The 17,578-nt window shown below is 68.0% G+C and carries 16 protein-coding genes; 7 read left to right on the top strand and 9 right to left on the bottom strand.

Annotated elements, in window-relative coordinates:
• The 4 genes from J2X45_RS06610 (at position 1) to J2X45_RS06625 (ending at position 2,458) form a co-directional block, all read left to right on the top strand.
• Positions 1-873 (top strand): DUF1080 domain-containing protein, encoded by an 873-nt coding sequence (locus J2X45_RS06610; RefSeq protein ID WP_310212818.1) that lies wholly within the window; start codon positions 1-3, stop codon positions 871-873.
• Positions 874-974: 101 nt separating this feature from the next.
• The gene (locus J2X45_RS06615; RefSeq protein WP_310212821.1) at positions 975-1,301 is read left to right on the top strand and encodes a hypothetical protein; all 327 of its coding nucleotides are present in this window, start codon (positions 975-977) and stop codon (positions 1,299-1,301) included.
• A 91-nt stretch (positions 1,302-1,392) separates the two neighbouring features.
• Positions 1,393-1,806, top strand: coding sequence for a response regulator transcription factor (locus tag J2X45_RS06620; RefSeq protein WP_310212823.1), 414 nt, complete (start codon positions 1,393-1,395; stop codon positions 1,804-1,806).
• Between the two features lie 121 nt (positions 1,807-1,927).
• A complete protein-coding gene (locus tag J2X45_RS06625; protein ID WP_310212827.1) occupies positions 1,928-2,458 on the top strand; it encodes a DUF4199 domain-containing protein in 531 nt (176 codons plus the stop codon).
• A 115-nt stretch (positions 2,459-2,573) separates the two neighbouring features.
• On the opposite strand, the gene cckA is transcribed toward J2X45_RS06625, so the two are convergent.
• From cckA to J2X45_RS06655, 6 genes are all read right to left on the bottom strand, one after another.
• Positions 2,574-4,649: a cell cycle histidine kinase CckA gene (gene cckA, locus J2X45_RS06630; RefSeq protein WP_310212830.1), complete on the bottom strand. Its 2,076-nt coding sequence runs from the start codon at positions 4,647-4,649 to the stop codon at positions 2,574-2,576.
• A 102-nt stretch (positions 4,650-4,751) separates the two neighbouring features.
• Entirely contained in the window at positions 4,752-5,837 is a 1,086-nt protein-coding gene (gene flhB / locus J2X45_RS06635; protein WP_310212832.1) for a flagellar biosynthesis protein FlhB, read from the bottom strand.
• A gap of 9 nt (positions 5,838-5,846) precedes the next feature.
• Positions 5,847-6,602, bottom strand: a complete 756-nt coding sequence (gene fliR / locus J2X45_RS06640; protein ID WP_310212834.1) for a flagellar biosynthetic protein FliR — start codon at positions 6,600-6,602, stop codon at positions 5,847-5,849.
• A 14-nt stretch (positions 6,603-6,616) separates the two neighbouring features.
• Complete coding sequence (fliQ, locus tag J2X45_RS06645; RefSeq protein ID WP_181242795.1) at positions 6,617-6,883, bottom strand: flagellar biosynthesis protein FliQ; 267 nt, start codon at positions 6,881-6,883, stop codon at positions 6,617-6,619.
• A 147-nt stretch (positions 6,884-7,030) separates the two neighbouring features.
• The gene (locus J2X45_RS06650) at positions 7,031-7,333 is read right to left on the bottom strand and encodes a hypothetical protein (protein WP_310212839.1); all 303 of its coding nucleotides are present in this window, start codon (positions 7,331-7,333) and stop codon (positions 7,031-7,033) included.
• Positions 7,334-7,397: 64 nt separating this feature from the next.
• The gene (locus J2X45_RS06655; protein ID WP_310212841.1) at positions 7,398-8,777 is read right to left on the bottom strand and encodes a hypothetical protein; all 1,380 of its coding nucleotides are present in this window, start codon (positions 8,775-8,777) and stop codon (positions 7,398-7,400) included.
• A gap of 381 nt (positions 8,778-9,158) precedes the next feature.
• Between J2X45_RS06655 and J2X45_RS06660 the strand changes: the two genes are divergently transcribed.
• On the top strand, positions 9,159-9,638 hold the full coding sequence (locus J2X45_RS06660; protein ID WP_310212843.1) for a ribonuclease H: 480 nt from the start codon (positions 9,159-9,161) through the stop codon (positions 9,636-9,638).
• Positions 9,639-9,826: 188 nt separating this feature from the next.
• On the top strand, positions 9,827-11,056 hold the full coding sequence (locus J2X45_RS06665; RefSeq protein ID WP_310212845.1) for a pyridoxal phosphate-dependent aminotransferase: 1,230 nt from the start codon (positions 9,827-9,829) through the stop codon (positions 11,054-11,056).
• Between the two features lie 319 nt (positions 11,057-11,375).
• On the opposite strand, the gene J2X45_RS06675 is transcribed toward J2X45_RS06665, so the two are convergent.
• Positions 11,376-12,830: an alpha/beta hydrolase gene (locus tag J2X45_RS06675; RefSeq protein ID WP_310212848.1), complete on the bottom strand. Its 1,455-nt coding sequence runs from the start codon at positions 12,828-12,830 to the stop codon at positions 11,376-11,378.
• Positions 12,831-12,941: 111 nt separating this feature from the next.
• Here J2X45_RS06675 and J2X45_RS06680 point away from each other — a divergent pair, with 111 nt between their 5' ends.
• Positions 12,942-14,351, top strand: coding sequence for a LytTR family DNA-binding domain-containing protein (locus J2X45_RS06680; RefSeq protein WP_310212851.1), 1,410 nt, complete (start codon positions 12,942-12,944; stop codon positions 14,349-14,351).
• Between the two features lie 11 nt (positions 14,352-14,362).
• Here the strand turns inward: J2X45_RS06680 and J2X45_RS06685 are convergent, their stop codons facing one another.
• Together J2X45_RS06685 and J2X45_RS06690 are read right to left on the bottom strand one after the other, a co-directional pair.
• Complete coding sequence (locus J2X45_RS06685) at positions 14,363-15,967, bottom strand: peptide chain release factor 3 (protein WP_310212853.1); 1,605 nt, start codon at positions 15,965-15,967, stop codon at positions 14,363-14,365.
• Between the two features lie 10 nt (positions 15,968-15,977).
• A complete protein-coding gene (locus J2X45_RS06690; RefSeq protein ID WP_310212855.1) occupies positions 15,978-17,510 on the bottom strand; it encodes a hypothetical protein in 1,533 nt (510 codons plus the stop codon).
• Positions 17,511-17,578: the final 68 nt, after the last annotated feature.

Raw genomic sequence — 17,578 nt, forward strand, 5'->3', positions numbered from 1 at the left:
ATGCTGAAGACCCTGGCCCTGACCGTGGCGATCGCCGTGGCCTCACCGGCGCTGGCGCAGAGCCGCCCGCCCCTGGTTCTGGCCGAAATCCCGGAGGCCACTGGTCCGTCCGTCGCGCTGTTCAACGGTCAGGATCTGAAGGATTGGGACGCTTGGCTCGGCTATGCCGACCCTGCTCTGACCTACAAGCGCCCGCCGATCGTCCCGCTGGGCGCCAGCGCCAAGAGCGCCGAGATGTTCAAGGTGGTGACCGAGGACGGCCGCCCGGCGCTGTATGTGAACGGCGCCACCTGGGGCAGCCTCGTGCATCGCGGCGACTTCCAGAACTATCACCTGCGGCTGCAGTACAAGTGGGGCAAGGGCCGCTGGGCCCCGCGCGAGAAGGAAGCGCCCAATAACGGGCTGCTCTATCACACGCACGGCGCGCCGGGCGTCGTCTGGGGCACCTGGAGCCAGTCGGTCGAGTTCGAGATCATGACCGGCTCGGTCGGCATGGTGGTGCCGGTCGGCGAGACCATCGCCGTGGAGGTCGAGGGCGTCGAGGACCCGACCCTGATCGCGCCGAAGCTGCGCTATGTCCCGGGCGGTCGCCCTTTGACCGCCAAGGGCGGCACGGCGAACTGGAACGTCGAGGCCTATAACGACGTCGAAAAGCCGGCGGGCGAATGGAACACGCTCGACCTCTACGTCGTCGGTGATCGCGCCGTGCACGTCGTCAACGGCAAGCCGGTCATGGAGGTGCGGGCCATGACCGCCGACGGCAAGCCCCTGACCCACGGCGCGATCCAGCTGCAGTCGGAAGGCGCCGAGACCTTCTTCCGCGACATGGTGCTGACGCCGATCAAGACCCTGCCCCGGGTGGTCGCGAAGTAGCCGCGCCGCGCTCCTCGGTTTGAACGGAAAAAGTCGGAGCCACGACGCGCCGGGGCGCTATAACCGCCAACACTACAGCCCCTCCGCGTTCTAGGACCCCGATGGTTCGCAAAGTCACCGCCAAGCTCGTCGCCGTTCCCGATCCGACCGCCGAGGCCGACCGCGCCTGGTTCGAGGCCCATCCCGAGCGGCGCTTTCGCCTGCGCGATCCGGCGCCGGTCGAGTTCAAGGATCCGCTGGGCGATCCCGGCGAGGGCTTTTCCTGGCGGGTGCTGATCGCCCGCCTGCCCGACGGCGGCCGGCTGCGGTTGCCGGTCTCTTTGTCCTGGGAACTGCACAACGACCACGCCAAGGACCAACACCTGCAGATCCTGTTTGATCAGGTGGCGCCGCCCGAGGCCAAGGCTCGTCTCCCTTTCAAAAGTTAGAGCATTTTCGATCCGATAACCGCTTCACACTTGTCGGAAAATGCTCGGTCCAGAGCCTTGACGCGCCGCTGGGTTCGCGCACCTTTCGCCCATGAGCCGCACGGTCGTTCTCTGGGCGCTGGTCCTGGCGCTGGGCGCCTTCACCCTGCAATGGCTGGAGTACGGCTTCGTTGTGCGGGCCGTCTCCTGGCAGGTCTATGTCGGGCTGATCGGCGCGGCGTTCGCGGCCGGCGGCGTCTGGGTCGGCTGGCGGCTCGCCGCCCGCGCCCGGCCCGAGGTGTTCCAACGCAACGACGCCGCCCTGGCGAGCCTTGGTCTGACAGGCCAGGAGATCAAGGTGCTGGAGCGCCTGGCGGCCGGTCGATCCAACAAGGAGATCGCCCGCGACCTTGGCCTCTCGCCCAACACCGTCAAGACCCACGTGGGCAACCTCTACAGCAAGCTGGAGGTCGGCCGTCGCACCCAGGCGGTCGGCAAGGCCCGGGACCTGTCGCTCATTCCGTAGGGTTGACCGCCGTCCGATCGGGCGAAACTGTCGTTCTCACCCTTTTGGGCGATACAGTTTCCCCGGGGAAACAGGACAGCCTGAGGGGCGCGTCGCAGGGGGCGGCGCGGAGGAGGACTCCATGCAACGCACCATTCTCATCCACGGCCTGGCGTCGGGCGCCATCATCATTCTGGGCATGATCGCCACGATCGTGTTCTCGAGGGGCGGCGCGCCACATTCCAACGTCTGGCTCGGCTATCTGATCATGCTGGTCGGGCTCTCCGCGATCCTGATGGCGGTCAAGTCGCACCGCGACAAGGCGCTGGGCGGCGTCATCAGGTTCTGGCCCGCCCTGCTGGTCGGCCTCGGCGTCGCCCTGGTGGCGGGCCTGGCCTATGTTGTGATCTGGGAGGCCTATCTGGCGCTCACCGACTACACCTTCATGGAGCAGTATGTCGCCGCCACGCTGGCCCAGAAGAAGGCCGCCGGCCTCAGCGGCGCCGAGTACGCCAAGCTGGCCTCGGATCTCGAAGCGATGAAGCGCAGCTACGCCAACCCGCTGCTGCGCATGCCCATGACCTTCGCCGAGATCTTCCCGGTCGGGGTGCTGGTGGCTCTGGTCAGCGCGGCGCTGGTTCGAAATCCGAAATTCCTGCCGGCGAAAGCTTGAAGCGTTGCGTCCTTCGAGGCGCGCCCAGGAGCGCGCACCGCAGGATGAGGACCTATCGCACTGAATCCTCATCCTGAGGCGCCCGCACAGCGGGCCTCGAAGGACGCAGAGAGCGTCAGGCCGCCTGGAGCTGCTGCTTGACGCGTTCGGCCAGGGTCTTGATGTCGATCGGCTTGGGCAGGAAGGTCACGCCCGTCTCGCCCTCGAGCAGATCGCTGAACTCGGCCTCGGCGTAGCCCGAGATGAACATCACCGGCGCGGTTCCCAGATAGCCGCGCGCCTTCTTCAGCAGGGTCGGGCCGTCGATGCCGGGCATGATCACGTCACTGATCAGGAGATCGATCGTGCCGGCGTTTTCCTCGGCGATGATCAGGGCCTCTTCGCCATCGGCGGCTTCCAGAACCTCGTAGCCGCGGGCGCGCAGCAGACGGGCGGCGACGCTGCGGACAGCGTCCTCGTCCTCGACGAACAGGATGCGACCGGCGCCCGAGAGGTCGCGGGCGGCGCGCGGCTTGGCCGGTTCGGCGGCGGCGGCGACAGCCACCGCGCCGGCCGGCGCTTCATAGACCGGCAGGAAGATGCGGAAGGCCGCGCCTTCGTTCGGCCGGCTGTGGACGTGAATCCAGCCGTCGCTCTGCTTGACGATGCCATACACGGTGGCCAGGCCCAGGCCCGTCCCCTCGCCCACCGGCTTGGTGGTGAAGAACGGATCGAAGATCTTGCCCATGACGTCCGGCGGAATACCGGGACCGTCGTCGCTGACCTCGATGAAGGCGGTGTCGCCATCAGCGGCCGGGAAGCCCAGCTGGATCGCCTCGTCGCGGGTCAGGCGCGCGGTGCGGATGCGCACGACGCCGCCGCCCTTGGCCGCGCGCACCGCATCGCGGGCGTTGACGGCCAGGTTCATCACCGCCGTCTCAAGCTGGCTCTTGTCGGCCCGCACCTGCGGCAGGTCTCGGCCGTAGTCCGTGATCAGCTTGACGTCTTCGCGCAGCAGGCGGCGCAGCAACACCTCGAACTCGCTGATCAGTTCGCCCAGGTCCAGCACCTCGCGCTGGACGGTCTGCTTGCGCGAGAACGCGAGCAGCTTGCGAACAAGGTCGGCGGCGCGCACGCCCGTCTGACGGATCTCGTTGAGACCCTCATAGGACGGATCACCGACGGGGTGGCGATGCAACAGCTCGTCCAGGCGCAGCTGGATGGCGGTAAGCAGGTTGTTGAAGTCGTGCGCCACGCCGCCGGCCAGCTGACCGATGGCCTGCATCTTCTGGGCCTGGGCCAGCTGAAGCTCGATCTGCTTCTGCTCCGACACGTCGATCATGTAGGCTACGAGGCGGCCTTCGGCGCGATAGAGATAGAGGTGGGCGATCCTGGCAGGATCGCGGGCCAGCCGGACCTCGTAGGGACCCGCGCGGCCCTCGTTCAGGCGCGTCTCGGCCTCGGCGCGCGAGCCGGCGTCGATCAGGTCGCCGAACAGCACGCCGGCCTTGGCGCCGGTCATCGTGGTCAGGGCCGGGTTGGTTTCCAGCACACGCGAGGTGAACGGCTCCAGGCCTTCCAGCAGAGCCGCGCCGAACGGCGAGGCGCCGGCGAAAGCGTCCAGCGAACTGGGCGGCGGCGCGGCGCGCTCGGCGACCGGCGCGGGCGAAGCGTCTTCGATCACTGGCGCGGCGACGACGATTGGCGCCAACCGGATCAGCAGCCGGCCGCCGGCCAGGCGCGAGACCTTGGCCGTGTAGTCGATCCCGCCGGCGCTCAGCACGCCTTCGGCCATCTCGCCCTTGCGGGCCTGGACCAGGGCGGCGAACAGGCTGGAGCCGGCCACGCCCTTGGGCAGGCGGCGCTGCTCGCCCATCACCTCGCGCCAGGGCGCATTGGCGGCCAGGACGCGCCCGTCGGCGGCGGCCAGGGCCGCAGGTTCGCCGAGCGCTTCGATGAAGCCCTCGGCCTGGTCGGCGTCACCGCCGGAAAGCGCCGAGCCGCGAATGGCCACGAGCCCCAGCACCGACACGCCCGCAACGCCCAGAAGCAGCAGCAGGCCGGCCAAGGTGGTGGGGCCAGCCTTCAGCGCCGGGGCGGCCGACAGGGCTGCGGCGGCCACGAAAAACACCGCCGCGCCGACCAGCCATGGATCAAACCGCCGGCGCGGGGCGCCGGTCGAAACCTTGTCCTGGAGCTGCGTGTCAACCATCGGCGAAGTTGTACCTTTCTTACGGCGAGCCCGCGACTCACCCGCAATTGGAGAAACAATAGCCTTTTCTGGAGGCTAGGTCAGTTTTCCGGAGAATCCGTCTCAGAGCGGACGCGCCCGGGGCTGTGGCTTCTTTCCGTTCAGGATGAAGCTGATCACCTTGGCGACGGCTTCGAAGTGTTCGACCGGGATTTCCTCGTCCACCTCGACACTGGCGTAGAGAGCCCGCGCCAGGGGCGGATCTTCCAGAACGGGCACCCCATGCTCTTCTGCGATGGCGCGGATCTTCAGGGCCAGTTCGTCAACACCCTTGGCCACGCAGAGCGGCGCGGGCGTCTCACCCTGTTCGTACTTGAGCGCCACGGCGTAGTGGGTCGGGTTCATGACCACGACCGTGGCCTTGGGCACCGCCTGCATCATCCGCTGACGCGAGCGCTGCATTTGGATCTGCCGGCGTTTGCCCTTGATATGCGGGTCACCGTCCGACTGCTTGAACTCGTCCTTGACCTCCTGGAGGGTCATCCGCATGCGGTTCATGAACCGCATGCGCTGCCAGAAGTAGTCAAAGGCCGAGGTGACCACGAGCAGCAGGATCACGGCGATCAGCAGGCTGCGCGACAGCTTCATCGCCTCGGGGATCAAGGCCGCCGGGTCCATGCCCACAAGGTTGCGGACCTCGCCGACATGGGGCTTGAGCACGAAATAGGCGATCACGCCGGTGACCAGGAACTTCACCGCCGACTTCAGGAACTGGACGATGCCGTCCGGGCCGAAGATGCGGCCCATGCCCTTGATCAGGTCCAGCTTGTTGAAGTCCGGCTTGATCTTCTCGGGCGTGAACAGCAGTCCGGTCTGGGCGATATGAGCCGCGGCGCCGGCGAAGGCCGTCACCACCATCACCAGCACCAGAGGTGGAAGCGCCGCCCAGAGGGCCCGCTTGAGCACCACCATGGCGCCGCCGCTGGTCAGGTCGATCGTGCCGGCGTGTGCTATGAACGGCGTCAGGGCCGCCATCAGATCTCGGGTCAGCCAGCCGCCCGCCAACAGGATCACCGACACCGCCCCCGCCAGCGACGCCAGCTGGGGAATGTCGGCGGACTTGATGACATCGCCCTTGGCGCGGGCGTCCGACAGCTTCTTGGCTGACGGTTCTTCTGTTTTCGATTCTGGATCTGTGTCGTCCGCCATGCGCGCCCCCTAGACGAAGATGTCCAAGAGTTCGCGGTAGCGGTCCGTCCAGACCATGGCGATGCCGCCCAGCGACAGCGCCAGCAGAGACAGGCCCAGGATCACGCTGAGCGGCGAGGCCACGAAGAAGATCTGGAAGGCGGGCATGACCCGGCCCACCAGGCCCGTGGCGAGGTTGAAGACCAGAGAGAACACGATCACCGGCGCGGCCAGCTGCACGCCAAGGCTGAACGACTGGGCGACCGTCTGCACCGCCAGGGCCGCGGCGTCGTTCACGGGAACAGCGCGGGTGAACGGGAAGATCGTGTACGACTTGACGATGGCGCCGATGAACAGGTGATGCAGGTCGGTGGCCATCACCAGGGTCAGTCCCAGCATCGACAGGAAGGTCGCCACCGCTGTGCTCGAGCCCTGCATCGAGGGATTAGTGCTCTGGGCGAACGACAGCGTGGTCTGCATCGAAATGATTTCGCCGGCGGTCGTCAGCGAGGTCATGAACAGGCGCAGCACCGAACCGACCATCAGGCCGATCAGGATCTCGTGGATCACAGCGCCGGCCAGACCGCCCAGCGTGCTCGGAATCGGCCCGACCGTGTTCTGGACCAGCGGCGCCAGGATCAGCGCCATCAGAAGCGCGAACGCCAGGCGGATGCGGGCGGGGACCGACTGGTCGCCGATGCCCGGCATGGTCATGACCATGGCGCCCACCCGCGCGAAGACGAGGGCGGCGACATAGACCTGAAAAGCCGTGGCGAAGGCGTTCAAGGGCCCCTCGCCTCCTACATGCCAGCGATGCGGGCGGCGATCTGGCGCATGAAGCCGCTCATCAGCGACCCCATCAGCGGCAGGAAGATCAGCAGCGAGATGAAGATCGCCACGATCTTGGGCGCATAGACCAGCGTGGCTTCCTGGATCTGGGTCAGGGCCTGGAACAGACCGATGGCGACACCGACGATCAGGCCGACGATCAGCACCGGGGCGCACAGCTGAAGCGTCAGCCAGATCGCGTCCCGGCCGACATCAAGAACCTCGGCGCCAGTCATCAAAAGCCTCGTCGGAATCGGCCGAACAGGCCGCTTGGAATCGAGGCTCCAAGATGGGCGAAATATGGTTAACAGGGCGTTAGGGGTTGCCCGCAGACGCCCTTCTGTCGGCGGCCGCGACGCTGTGTCCCGACCGCCGGAAAGATGCGTTTAGCGGATGCGGATGCGCACCGGCACCTGGATGTAGGAGCCCGCGCGGCTCTTGCCGTCGGGGCCCAGCAGGTCGACCTGGACCTGCGACACCATCGACAGGGCTGCCTGGCCGACGCCCAGGTCGCTGGGGGTTTCGTCCTGCACGGTGCAGGCGGTCAGGTAGCCGTCGTTCTTCACCAGGCAGTTCAACACCGCGACCGCGATGCGCGGCTCCGACACGGGCTTCAGCAGGTCCGCCTGGGCCTGGGCCTGTGGGGCGGCGGCGAAGACGGCGGCGGCGAGAGCGAGCGAAGCGATCACGTGTTCATCCCTGTACTGGTCTTTTTGTCGGCGGGCCTTTCGCCGCCTGGTGTTCCGTTTCGGATCAGACGGCCTGGGCCTGCTTGAGACGTTGCAGGCCCTGTGCCGCCAGGTCGGTCAGCGAGCGCAGGCCAAGCTCTGAGAAGACATCGAAGGCGCAGGCCAGGGCCGCGCCGGCCCGGGCCAGACGTCCGTCGTCCCGGCCGGTGATCTCGACGCGCGCTTCATAGAGGCGGGCCAGGTTCATCTGCGCGACGGCCCAGCTGGCCGGATCGCGCGCGCCTGGCGCGGCGGCCAGCTCGGCCTTGAAGGCCAGTTCGGCCGCGTCCAGCACCGCCAGATCGGCGGTCAGTTCGGCGCAACGCGCCAGGCACAGCGCCCGGTTGTTGGCGACCATCGCGCGCAGGGCCAAGGCCGGCTGCGCTTTCAGCGTCTGGGTCGCCCGGTCGTAGGCCATGACCGCCTGTTCGAAGGCGCGCTCGCTGGTCGAGGCCTCGCCCATCGCTTGCAGCGCCGCGCCCAGCCCGGCCTGGGCGCGGGCCCAGTCCATCGGGCTATGATCGGCGGGGACCGCTTCGACAGCCTCGGTCAGCGCTTCGACACCATCGGCGATACGAGAGATCTCGCCATCCAGCTCGCCCAGCTGAACCAGAGCCGCGCCGCGCAGACCCTGAAGTCGCGCCCAGGCCAGAGGCTCGAAATCCGGATCGAGGGCCGCAGCGGCGGTCTTGGCCTCGGCGGCCGCTTGTTCGGCCAGGAGGCGGTCCTTCAGGCACTCGGCGCAGGCCAGGATCAGCTCGATCCGCGCCGCGCGCTGATCCGCCAGCAGCAAGCGCGCAGGCCCGCCCTTGGCGCGCTTTACGGCCGCCAGGGCCCGCAGCGGCGCCTCAAAGGCGCGGATCGCGGCCATGGCCCGCTCGAGATTGTTCTCCGAGAGCGCCACGCGCCCATCCAGACCGGCGGCGAGCGCGCCGCATTGCGCCGTGCGCTGATGGGCGGGCGTCCGGGCCAGGGTCGCGGACGCCGCGGCGACCAGTCCCTCATCGCCAAAGAGATCCGCGCCGAGAACCGCCAGCACGGCTTGCTCGCAGCGGGCGGCGGCGAGCGCATCTTGCCGGCGCTCGGTTTCAAAGAGTTTCGCGGCGGCCTCGGCCTGGGCGGCGCCCTTGCGCAGCGCCGCGGCGTCGCCGGTCCGGCGGGCCAGTTCGCGCCAGACGACGGCGGCTTCCAGCAGCCGCGCCCCACGATCCTTGGCACCGATCCGACCCGCGACGACGTCCGCCGATCGCGCTTCATTGGCCAGGAGCCGCACATCCAGCAGTTCCAGCAAGGACGTGTCCCCGCCGGTCAAACCTTCGCGCCACGCCCCTTTGAAACCGCCCTCGGCGTCGACGCCGAACAACCGCTTCAGATCTCGTCCGAACTCGAACATCGCCACGCGCACTCCGCTTACGGATCGTCCCACCCCGGGACAGCCCGGAGCAGGTTCAACGCCTGAGCAGCAAAACCGGAGCCAGCAGATTTTAACAAGTGGTTAAGAAGTGTTTACAGCGCGTTAACCATAAATATTTTCTTTGTTTTTACACCATCGCCGAAATTTCGCCCATTATGGTTGATGACGTATTGAATTGGCACACTTCTTGCTTTGACGAATACGCCGGTACGAGCCCCGCCGCGCCAGTTCTTAGAACTTTGTTCATCGAACTAAAAATGACGTTAACCCTAAGCTTTAAGCCTGGGTTTACCTTCCGTTCTCACCGCCCCTCCCCCTGGGGACCCGAAGCAGGCTAGAAAGCGCTCAGAACCGTCGATTCCGGAGCCCGACATGGCCGCCGTCACCGTTTGGATCGCCAGCCTCTGCCGCCCTGACCCGGGCTATGGCGGATGGGCCTATGTCCGGAAGATGGACGGCGAGACCGGCGCTAGCGCCATCAAGGGCGCGGCCGGCGGCGAACGCCGCACCAGCGCCGCCAAGATGAGCCTGACGGCCCTGACCGAAGCGCTGGAGAGTCTCGCCGACCTGCCGGCCGAAACCACGGTGACCCTGCGGTTCCTCGACCCGCAGTTGGCCGGTCAACTGGTCGCCGCCGATGGCGGCTACGCCACCGCCGAGCCCGAGCTGTGGGCGCAGGCGCGCGCCGCCGTCGCCGCGCGTCCCGCGCTGGAACTCGTCCCCTCCTCCGCCAGCCTGCCGGCCAGCGGCTTCCTCTCGGCCTGGGCGGAGTTCGGGCTGGATACGGCCAAGTCGCGCGGCAGCTTCAAGGCCGCGATCCCCAAGCCCAACCTGATGAAGTTCCCGAGTTAGGCTCTCGCTCGCCGACGAACCAGGATCGGCGGACGACGGCGGCGCTCTGAATTCGCGCCGATCGCAGCCGCCGGAGCCTTTGCCTGCCTTCGCCTTGGGCGCCGCATACTTTCGCGTCAGTGAGGCCCTTGCGCGGCCCGCAGCCCCGGCGCGTCTTAACCTCCTCGAATTGCAGGGGGAGAAAGACCATGGCCAACGACACATCCGACGAGCGCGCTCTGGGGCGCCGCGCCTTCCTGCGCAGCGCGGCCTTCCTGGCCACGGCGGCCCCGATCATGACCGAGGCCAGTCTGGCGCACGCGGCCCAGACCGCCGCCCCGCCATCAGGCATGGCGCTCCACGGCCAGGGTCCTACCGCGCCGCCCTCCAGCATGGTGTTGATCAACGCCAACGAAAACCCGCTCGGCCCCAGCAAGGCCGCCTGCGACGCCATCGCCCGCGTGGCGCCGCTGGGCGGGCGCTATGACCTGACCGGCGAAACAGAGCTGTTGACCAAAACCATCGCGGCGCAGAGCGGCCTCAAGCCCGAGAACATCGCCGTCTACGCCGGCTCGTCCGAGCCGTTGCACTACAGCGTGCTGGCCTTCACCTCGCCGACCAAGAGCTTCGTCACCGCCGATCCGTCCTACGAGGCGGGCATGTTCGCGGCCCGGACCAGCCAGGCCAAGATCATCAAGACGCCGCTGACCAAGGACTACGCTCACGACGTCAAGGCGATGGTCGCCGCCGACGCCCAGGCCGGCGTCATCTATATCTGCAACCCCAACAACCCGACCGGCACGGTGACGACCAAGCAGGACATCGTCTGGGCGCTGGAGAACAAGCCGGCGGGGTCGATCCTGCTGGTGGACGAGGCCTATATCCACCTGACCGACGAGCCCGACACGCTGGACCTTGTCGCCCAGGGCAAGGACCTGATCGTGCTGCGGACCTTCTCGAAGATCTACGGCATGGCCGGCATCCGTTGCGGCTTTGCGGCGGGGCGTCCGGACCTCCTGGCCAAGCTCAAGCCGTTCGGACAGAACGCCATGCCGATCACCGGCTCGGCCGCCGCCCGCGCCTCGCTGGAGGATCCGAACCTGATCCCCGAGCGGCGCAAGATCATCGGCGATACGCGGCGCGACACGATCGCCTGGCTGAAGTCCAATGGCTATAAGGTCATCGGCGATCCGCAGACCAACTGCTTCATGATCGACACCGGCCGCAATGGCCGGAGCGTGATGGCGGCCATGAAGGCCAGGAACGTCCTGATCGGCCGCACCTGGCCGATCTGGCCCAACGCCGTGCGCGTCTCGGTGGGCACGCCAGAGGAGATGGCGGCGTTCAAGACAGCCTTTAAAGCGGTGATGGACGGCCCGCCGCTCGCACAGGCCGATCACGTTCAGCTCGCCCAGCTCGACGGTTACACGGCGGTGTAGACGCTTTTCGCCCAGCAGAGCGGGCCAGCGTCTCTAGGCGGGCCGGAACGCCAGCGCCCTGTCTGAGACGGTGCTCGGATTTCTGGCCACGCCCCTCGGCGGACGCTCGGAAAATCCTCCCCCCAGAGGGGGAGGAGGCCGAAGGCCGGAGGGGGAAGTCCTGCTGAGCCGGCTTCTTCCCCCTCCGTCGGCTTCGCCGACACCTCCCCCGCTAGGGGGAGGATTTGGTCCGCCCACCCACCACGGCCAACCCGAGCAGCCGTTGTGCCGCGCCACGGCTCCAGAGTCCGTACAAGCGCTGAGGAGCCGCCTTTCCCGATCACCCCAGCTGGAACTTCGGCGGCGGCAGGCTCAGTCTTGTGTCGGCCACGGCCTCGCCCCGGAAGAACCGAACCAGCAGCCCCTGCACGTCCGGATGGGCCTCGAAGACGTTGTGGCCGGCGTTTTCGACGGTCACCCGGGCCTTGCGCGTGAACTGGGCCGCCACCTCGTCCTGCTCGGATACGGGCGTGCGGCCGTCCAGCGTGCCGGCGATCAGCAGGGCGGGATGGTCGATGCGGAACGACGCGCGGAAGGCCTCGCCCAGGTCGGCCTCCGGAACCACGCCCAGCAGCTGCGGCATCGGGAAGTTCAGCGCCTCGCCCAGCACGGCGGTCTTGGCCTCGCGTCGCACCAGGGCGAGGCGAGCGGGTGAGATCCCCGACGCCAGATCCGTGGCCTCGGGCATGCCGGCGATGCCGGGAATATTGGCGAACTCGCCCATGAACGGCGCCAGCACCTCGTAGCGGCCCGCGTCCAGCGCCAGATAGAGGCTCGGCAGCATGACCAGGGTCTGCGGATTGGCGATCAGGCCGCCGGTCATCAGCTGGATGGCGAAGCCGCCGATCTTCAGTTCGACCGGCGCGCCGTTCAGCGTGGCGGGCATCTTGACCGGCGCGGCCTCCATCTTGGCGTGCACCCGCCGCATCAGGGCCGGCAGGTCGGGGATCGCCGCGCGCACGGCGGGATCGGCGGCCAAGAGACCGTCGACATGTCGCAGAAGGGCGTCGACCGCCGCCGGACGCTTCACCGTCTGGTCCAGCCCCTCAAGGCTGGCCAGGGCCACGCGGCTGACCCGCGCGCCATGCCGCTTGAGCATGGTCAGCGCCAGGTGCGTGCCGTAGCTGATGCCCCACAGAGAGACCTGCTCCGCCCCCAGGTGACGCCGCAGGTCGTCGATGTCGTCGGCGTTCTGTTCGGTGTTGTAGCCGCTCATGGCCACGCCGGCCTTGGTCCAGTCGGCCCAGGCGCTCTTGAAGTCTTCGCGGAAATAGGCGGTCAGGCCCGCCTGGGTGAAGTCCGGCAAGGGCCGGTTCGAGAGCGGCCGCTCGGGGATGTGGTTGGACAGGCCCGTGCCGCGCTGCTCGAAGACGATGACGTCGGCCACTTCGCGCAGGGCCATGAAGATCGGAAAACGCGGGCCAGCGGCCGCTCGCGTCGCCACGCCGCCCGGTCCGCCGGACAGATAGACGATCGGCGGTCCAGGCTTGGCCGCGGTCGAGGCGAACCGCACATAGCTCAGCCGGATCTTGCGGGACTTGGGATCGCGGCGATCCTCCGGAACCTCGAAGAAGCCGCGCTCGGCGTCGGTGTCCTGGCCCTTCCAGCCCTTGAAGCGGAAGGGGCCGGCCTGTGGCGGCGGGGTCTGCGCGAGGCTCTGAGCGAGGGCCAGGCCAGGAAGGGCCAGGCCGGCGGCGGCGAGGAGGTTGCGGCGATTGAGAGGGGCATGGGTCATGGCGACAGCTCAGTCGCTCCGCCCGCTGCTCGCCACGCCGTTTCGGTCAATGGCGGTCTGTCATCGGTGAACGGTGGCGCGCGTCGGCGAACGGCGCCCTAAGGTGACGGCATGTGGCGCGTCCTGATCCTTATTGTCGTCATGAGCGGGCTTTCGACCCTAGCGCGGGCCGAAGACTTCGCCTGGGAGAGCTGTCATGGCGTGCCGGGTCCTGCGGGTCCGGCGTTGAGCGACTGCCGCCTGATCGGCGATTTCGTCGACCCACAAGGTCGTGAACTCTGGATCCGAACGACGATCGCACCGCCCAGCGACACGCGGCCTCGCGCGCTCTATGTGGCGGGCGTCGCCTCGTCTGAGGCCTGGCTCAACGGCCGGCCGTTGGGCGCCAACGGGGTCCCCGGACCGTCCGCGCTGGACGAGGTCCCAGGGCGATACGAAGCGGCTTTTCCGATCCGCGAGATCGCCTGGCGTCCCGGCGACAACACCCTGGTCCTGCGCCTGTCGTCCTTCCACGGCGGGCTGCGCTTCGCCGGCCCGATGACCGCGATCACCGTCTTGCCGTCCCCCTATCCCCGGCGCACCGCGCTGCTGGCGGTGACCTTTTTGGCGGCAGGCGCGCTACTGGCGGCGGCGTTCGGCTTTGGCGTCATCCATGCCCTGAGACGGACGGGGTCCAGCCTGGTGCTGGCCGGCATGGCCGGGGTCGCGGCCCTTCAGGCGATCGTCGAGAGCCTGCGCACCTTGTTCAACTATCCCTATCCCCTGCACGCTTGGCGGATGAGCGCGATCTGGGCGCTGGCGGCCGCCTTTGCGATCCTGCTCGTGGTCTATGTCACCAGCCGGTTCATGCCCCGGGCGCGCGGCCTGATGGTCGGCCTGGCCTTGGGAGTGATCGGCGCCACCGTCTTGCTGCCGGGCTTCGACTACAAGACAGCCTGGGCGCTGATGCTGGGCGTGGCGCTGGCGGTTCCCCCGGCCGTCGCGGGCGTGCGCCGAAAGGCTCCCGGCGCCTGGCCGACCCTGGCCTATCTAGCGCTGTTCCTCGTCGTGGCCCTGGGCTTCCCGCAATGGCTGGCCGATTTCTCCTATTTCCTGCTCGCCGCCAGCCTGATCCTGCCGCTGCTGATGGTCGAGGTGGTGCGCCTAGGCCGCGAGGACCGCAGCCGCGAGGCCGCCCTCACCGAGGCCGTCAGCCGCCCCGACCGCCTGACGATCGCCTCGGCGCGCGGGGTGGAGCTGGCGCCGATCCAGGACATCCTCGCCGTGGTGGGCGCCGACGACTATGTCGAGCTGCGGCTGGTCGGCGGCCGCAGCCTGCTGCACGCCGCGCGCCTGGACGCCCTGTCCAGCCAGCTGCCCGCGAATTTCATGCGCGTGCACCGGTCGGTGATCGCCAACCTGGCCCACGTGCAGCGGCTGGAGCGGGACGGCGATCGCTGGCGGCTGCACCTGAGCGAGGGCGCGCCCCTGCCCGTCAGCCGCGCGCGGCAGCCCGCCGTGCGCGAGGCGCTCCAGGTCTAGAACTGGCGATCTTACGCCCGTTCCTTGGTCCGCTCGAACCGCACCTTCGGATACTTGTCGGCGACGTAGCCGATCTCCCAGGCGCTCTTGCCCAGGAAGACCGGCGCCTCGTCGATGTCCTGGCCCATGGCCGACTTGTGCTTGTCGACGAAGTCCTCGACGGCGGCGCGTTCGCCGACCAGCCAGCGGGCCTCGGCGAACGGGCTGTTCTCGAAGATCACGTCCAGCTGGTACTCGTTGGACAGGCGGTCGGCCATGACCTCGAACTGCAGCTGGCCGACGGCCCCGACGATGAAGTCGCTGCCGATCATCGGACGGAACAGCTGGGTGACACCCTCTTCGGCCAGGCCTTCCAGCGCCTTCTTCAGGTGCTTGGCCTTCAGCGGATCCTTGACCCGCACGCGGCGCAGGATTTCCGGGGCGAAGTTGGGCAGGCCGGCGAAGCGCAGGGTCCCGCTTTCGGACAGGCTGTCGCCCACCCGCAGCACGCCGTGGTTCGGAATGCCGATCACGTCGCCGGCGAAGGCGTCCTCGGCCAGTTCGCGGTCGGAAGCGAAGAACATGATCGGCGCGTTGACGCTCATCGCCTTGCCGGTGTTCTGGGCCTTCAGCTTCATGCCGCGCGTGAAGCGGCCGCTGGTCAGGCGCAGCATGGCGATGCGGTCGCGGTGGTTGGGGTCCATGTTCGCCTGGACCTTGAAGACGAAGCCAGAGACTTCCTTGTCGCCGGGCTCGACGCTGGTGGGCTCACCATTCTTTTCGGCCTTCATGGCCTTTGGCGACGGAGCGTAGGCGCCGATGCCGGCCAAGAGCTCCTTGACGCCGAAGTGGCGCAAGGCCGAGCCGAAGAACACCGGCGTCATGTGGCCTTCCAGGAACGACTGGACCTCGAACGCCGGATAGCCGCCGCCGACCAGCTCGGCCTGCTCTTCCAGCTCGGCCTTCTCGGCGTCTTCCAGGAACTGGTTGATCGAATTGCCGTCAAAGGCGACCGGCTCGGGGTGGCCCTCGTCGTCGCCCGAACCGCCGGTGCGCTTGGCGTAGGGGATGAAGATCCCCTCGCGCATGTCCAGCATGCCCTTGAAGCGACCGCCCGAGCCCGCCGGCCAATAGAGCGGCGCGGGATCCAGCGCCAGCTTGGAGGCGATCTCGTCCAGCAGCTCGATCGGGTCCTGGGCCTCGCGGTCCATCTTGTTGATGAAGGTGATGATCGGGATGTCGCGCAGGCGGCACACCTCGAACAGCTTCAGGGTCTGGGGCTCGATGCCCTTGGCGGCGTCCAGCACCATGATCGCCGCGTCGGCGGCGGTCAGGGTGCGATAGGTGTCTTCCGAGAAATCCTCGTGGCCCGGCGTGTCCAGGAGGTTGAACATCTTGCCGTCGTGATCGAACGTCATCACCGAGGCGCTGACCGAGATCCCGCGCTCGCGCTCGATCTTCATCCAGTCCGACCGGGTGCGACGGTTCTCGCCGCGCGCGCGCACGGCGCCGGCGGCCCGGATCGCCCCGCCGGCCAGCAGGATGTTCTCCGTCAGGGTCGTCTTGCCGGCGTCAGGGTGGCTGATGATGGCGAAGGTGCGCCGACGGGCGGCTTCAGCGGCGGGTGCAGTGCTCATGGGCGGGGACCTACCCGTCCGAAGCGTCCTTGTCACCTGCGCCGGACGACGCGGTCGGCTTGCGGCGTGCGACAATCTGATCGAATTGCCGGCGCCAGGCCTGGACCTGCTCGGGTGGCGCGTGCGGATCGTTGATCAAGGGCTGCAAAAGGACGGCGGCCTCCTCGAAGCGATCACGCCTAACCAGGCCGTCCACCGCGCCCATCCGGAACGCCGAGACCTGCGGGGCGATGGCCTGCGCCTTGAGCAGAATATTGAGGATGTTGTCGCTGGGATACGACGGCTCGCCGCGACGCGTCAGGGCGTAGTCGTAGAGCACCAGCGGGTTGTCAGGATCGAGCTTGAAGGCGGCCGCCAGATGGTCGCGCGCTTCATCCAGCCAGCGCTTGGCGGCGGCGGGCTCGGCCCTGGCCTGCAGCATGCAGGACCAGCCCAGCATCTGCAGCGCCTCGACGTCGGTGGGATCGGCGGCGATCCGTCCGCGCAACAGCGCCTGGGCCTTGGACCGGTCGCCAAAATCATTCTCGGCGCGCGCCAGGGTCAACGCGGCGAGGCGATCACCGGGAAAGCGCCCCGCGCGCTCCCGGATGAGCGCCAGAAGCGCGGGGCGCTCGGACGTCGGCACGCCCATCTTCAGCCGCTGGTTTTCCAGGATCAGGGCGTCGGCCGCCGCCGACAGGCGCGTGACCTTCAGATCGTGCGTCGCGACGTTGGCGGGACGCGGCAGGCACCGCCCCGGCAAGGCCTGCATGTAGCGTTTGAGCACGCGCTCCAGCTCAGTCAGGGGCACGCCGACCGCTTCGGCCATCAACGCGACGGGGTCCCCGCCCGCAGCCACAGCGCTGGCGTAGCGGGCCAGCCGCGTCTGACGCGTCGGGTCCGACATCATGTAGTGCGTAAGCAGCCAAGCCTGGCTGTAGAAGGCGGTGATGTCCTCCTGCTTACCTGTAAGGGCGCGGCGGCCCAGAATCTCCTGGAAGGGCGACCAGATCGCGCCGCGCAGCCATGCGATCCGAAAGCTTGTCACGCCCACCTCGACCGCATCGGACGTGAAGCGGGTCGGTGCGAAGTACTCCGCATAGCCCTCGACCAGCCAGGCCGGATAGGCTGCCGGCGCGTTTCGCAGCATGAAGTGGTGGGTGTACTCGTGGAACAGCACCTGGCGACCGCGATCCTCGCCGCCGTCTATGCTCAGAAGCGCGAACACCTCGCCCACGCCCGCGCTGTAGAAACCTGTCACGCGCGGTCCATTGGGACGCATCCGCCGGACGTCCGAGCCGCTAGGCGTGATGTAGAGCGAGAGGGGCCGCGCGGGCGCCTGACCGCTCACATCATGCAAGGTGCGCAGCAGCTGATCGAAGTCCTCGACCTCACGCGCCAGACGCAGCAGCGTCTTGGCGTCGACCCGGCCGTGGATATCAAAGGACGGTGTGGTGACTCGCAGCCAGGAGCCGCCGGGCTGAGCCCAGGTTGATTGAGCCCCAGCAAGCAGCGGCGCTGCGACGCCCAGGAAAACACCTCGCCGCGACACCCCTGCAAACATGACGCACTCTCTTGCTCGACCCCGGGCGCGATCTGACACGATCGCGCCCGAGCGCACAACCTTTGCGG

The sequence above is a fragment of the Caulobacter sp. BE264 genome (assembly GCF_031457805.1).
GTDB lineage: Bacteria > Pseudomonadota > Alphaproteobacteria > Caulobacterales > Caulobacteraceae > Caulobacter.

Bases quoted from the DNA above. Each gene is read 5' to 3' on its own strand.
- J2X45_RS06610 (WP_310212818.1), top strand. From the start codon at position 1: ATGCTGAAGACCCTGGCCCTGACCGTGGCGATCGCCGTGGCCTCACCG.
- J2X45_RS06615 (WP_310212821.1), top strand. From the start codon at position 975: ATGGTTCGCAAAGTCACCGCCAAGCTCGTCGCCGTTCCCGATCCGACC.
- J2X45_RS06620 (WP_310212823.1), top strand. From the start codon at position 1,393: ATGAGCCGCACGGTCGTTCTCTGGGCGCTGGTCCTGGCGCTGGGCGCC.
- J2X45_RS06625 (WP_310212827.1), top strand. From the start codon at position 1,928: ATGCAACGCACCATTCTCATCCACGGCCTGGCGTCGGGCGCCATCATC.
- cckA (WP_310212830.1), bottom strand. From the start codon at position 4,649: ATGGTTGACACGCAGCTCCAGGACAAGGTTTCGACCGGCGCCCCGCGC.
- flhB (WP_310212832.1), bottom strand. From the start codon at position 5,837: ATGGCGGACGACACAGATCCAGAATCGAAAACAGAAGAACCGTCAGCC.
- J2X45_RS06660 (WP_310212843.1), top strand. From the start codon at position 9,159: ATGGCCGCCGTCACCGTTTGGATCGCCAGCCTCTGCCGCCCTGACCCG.
- J2X45_RS06665 (WP_310212845.1), top strand. From the start codon at position 9,827: ATGGCCAACGACACATCCGACGAGCGCGCTCTGGGGCGCCGCGCCTTC.
- J2X45_RS06675 (WP_310212848.1), bottom strand. From the start codon at position 12,830: ATGACCCATGCCCCTCTCAATCGCCGCAACCTCCTCGCCGCCGCCGGC.
- J2X45_RS06680 (WP_310212851.1), top strand. From the start codon at position 12,942: ATGTGGCGCGTCCTGATCCTTATTGTCGTCATGAGCGGGCTTTCGACC.
- J2X45_RS06685 (WP_310212853.1), bottom strand. From the start codon at position 15,967: ATGAGCACTGCACCCGCCGCTGAAGCCGCCCGTCGGCGCACCTTCGCC.
- J2X45_RS06690 (WP_310212855.1), bottom strand. From the start codon at position 17,510: ATGTTTGCAGGGGTGTCGCGGCGAGGTGTTTTCCTGGGCGTCGCAGCG.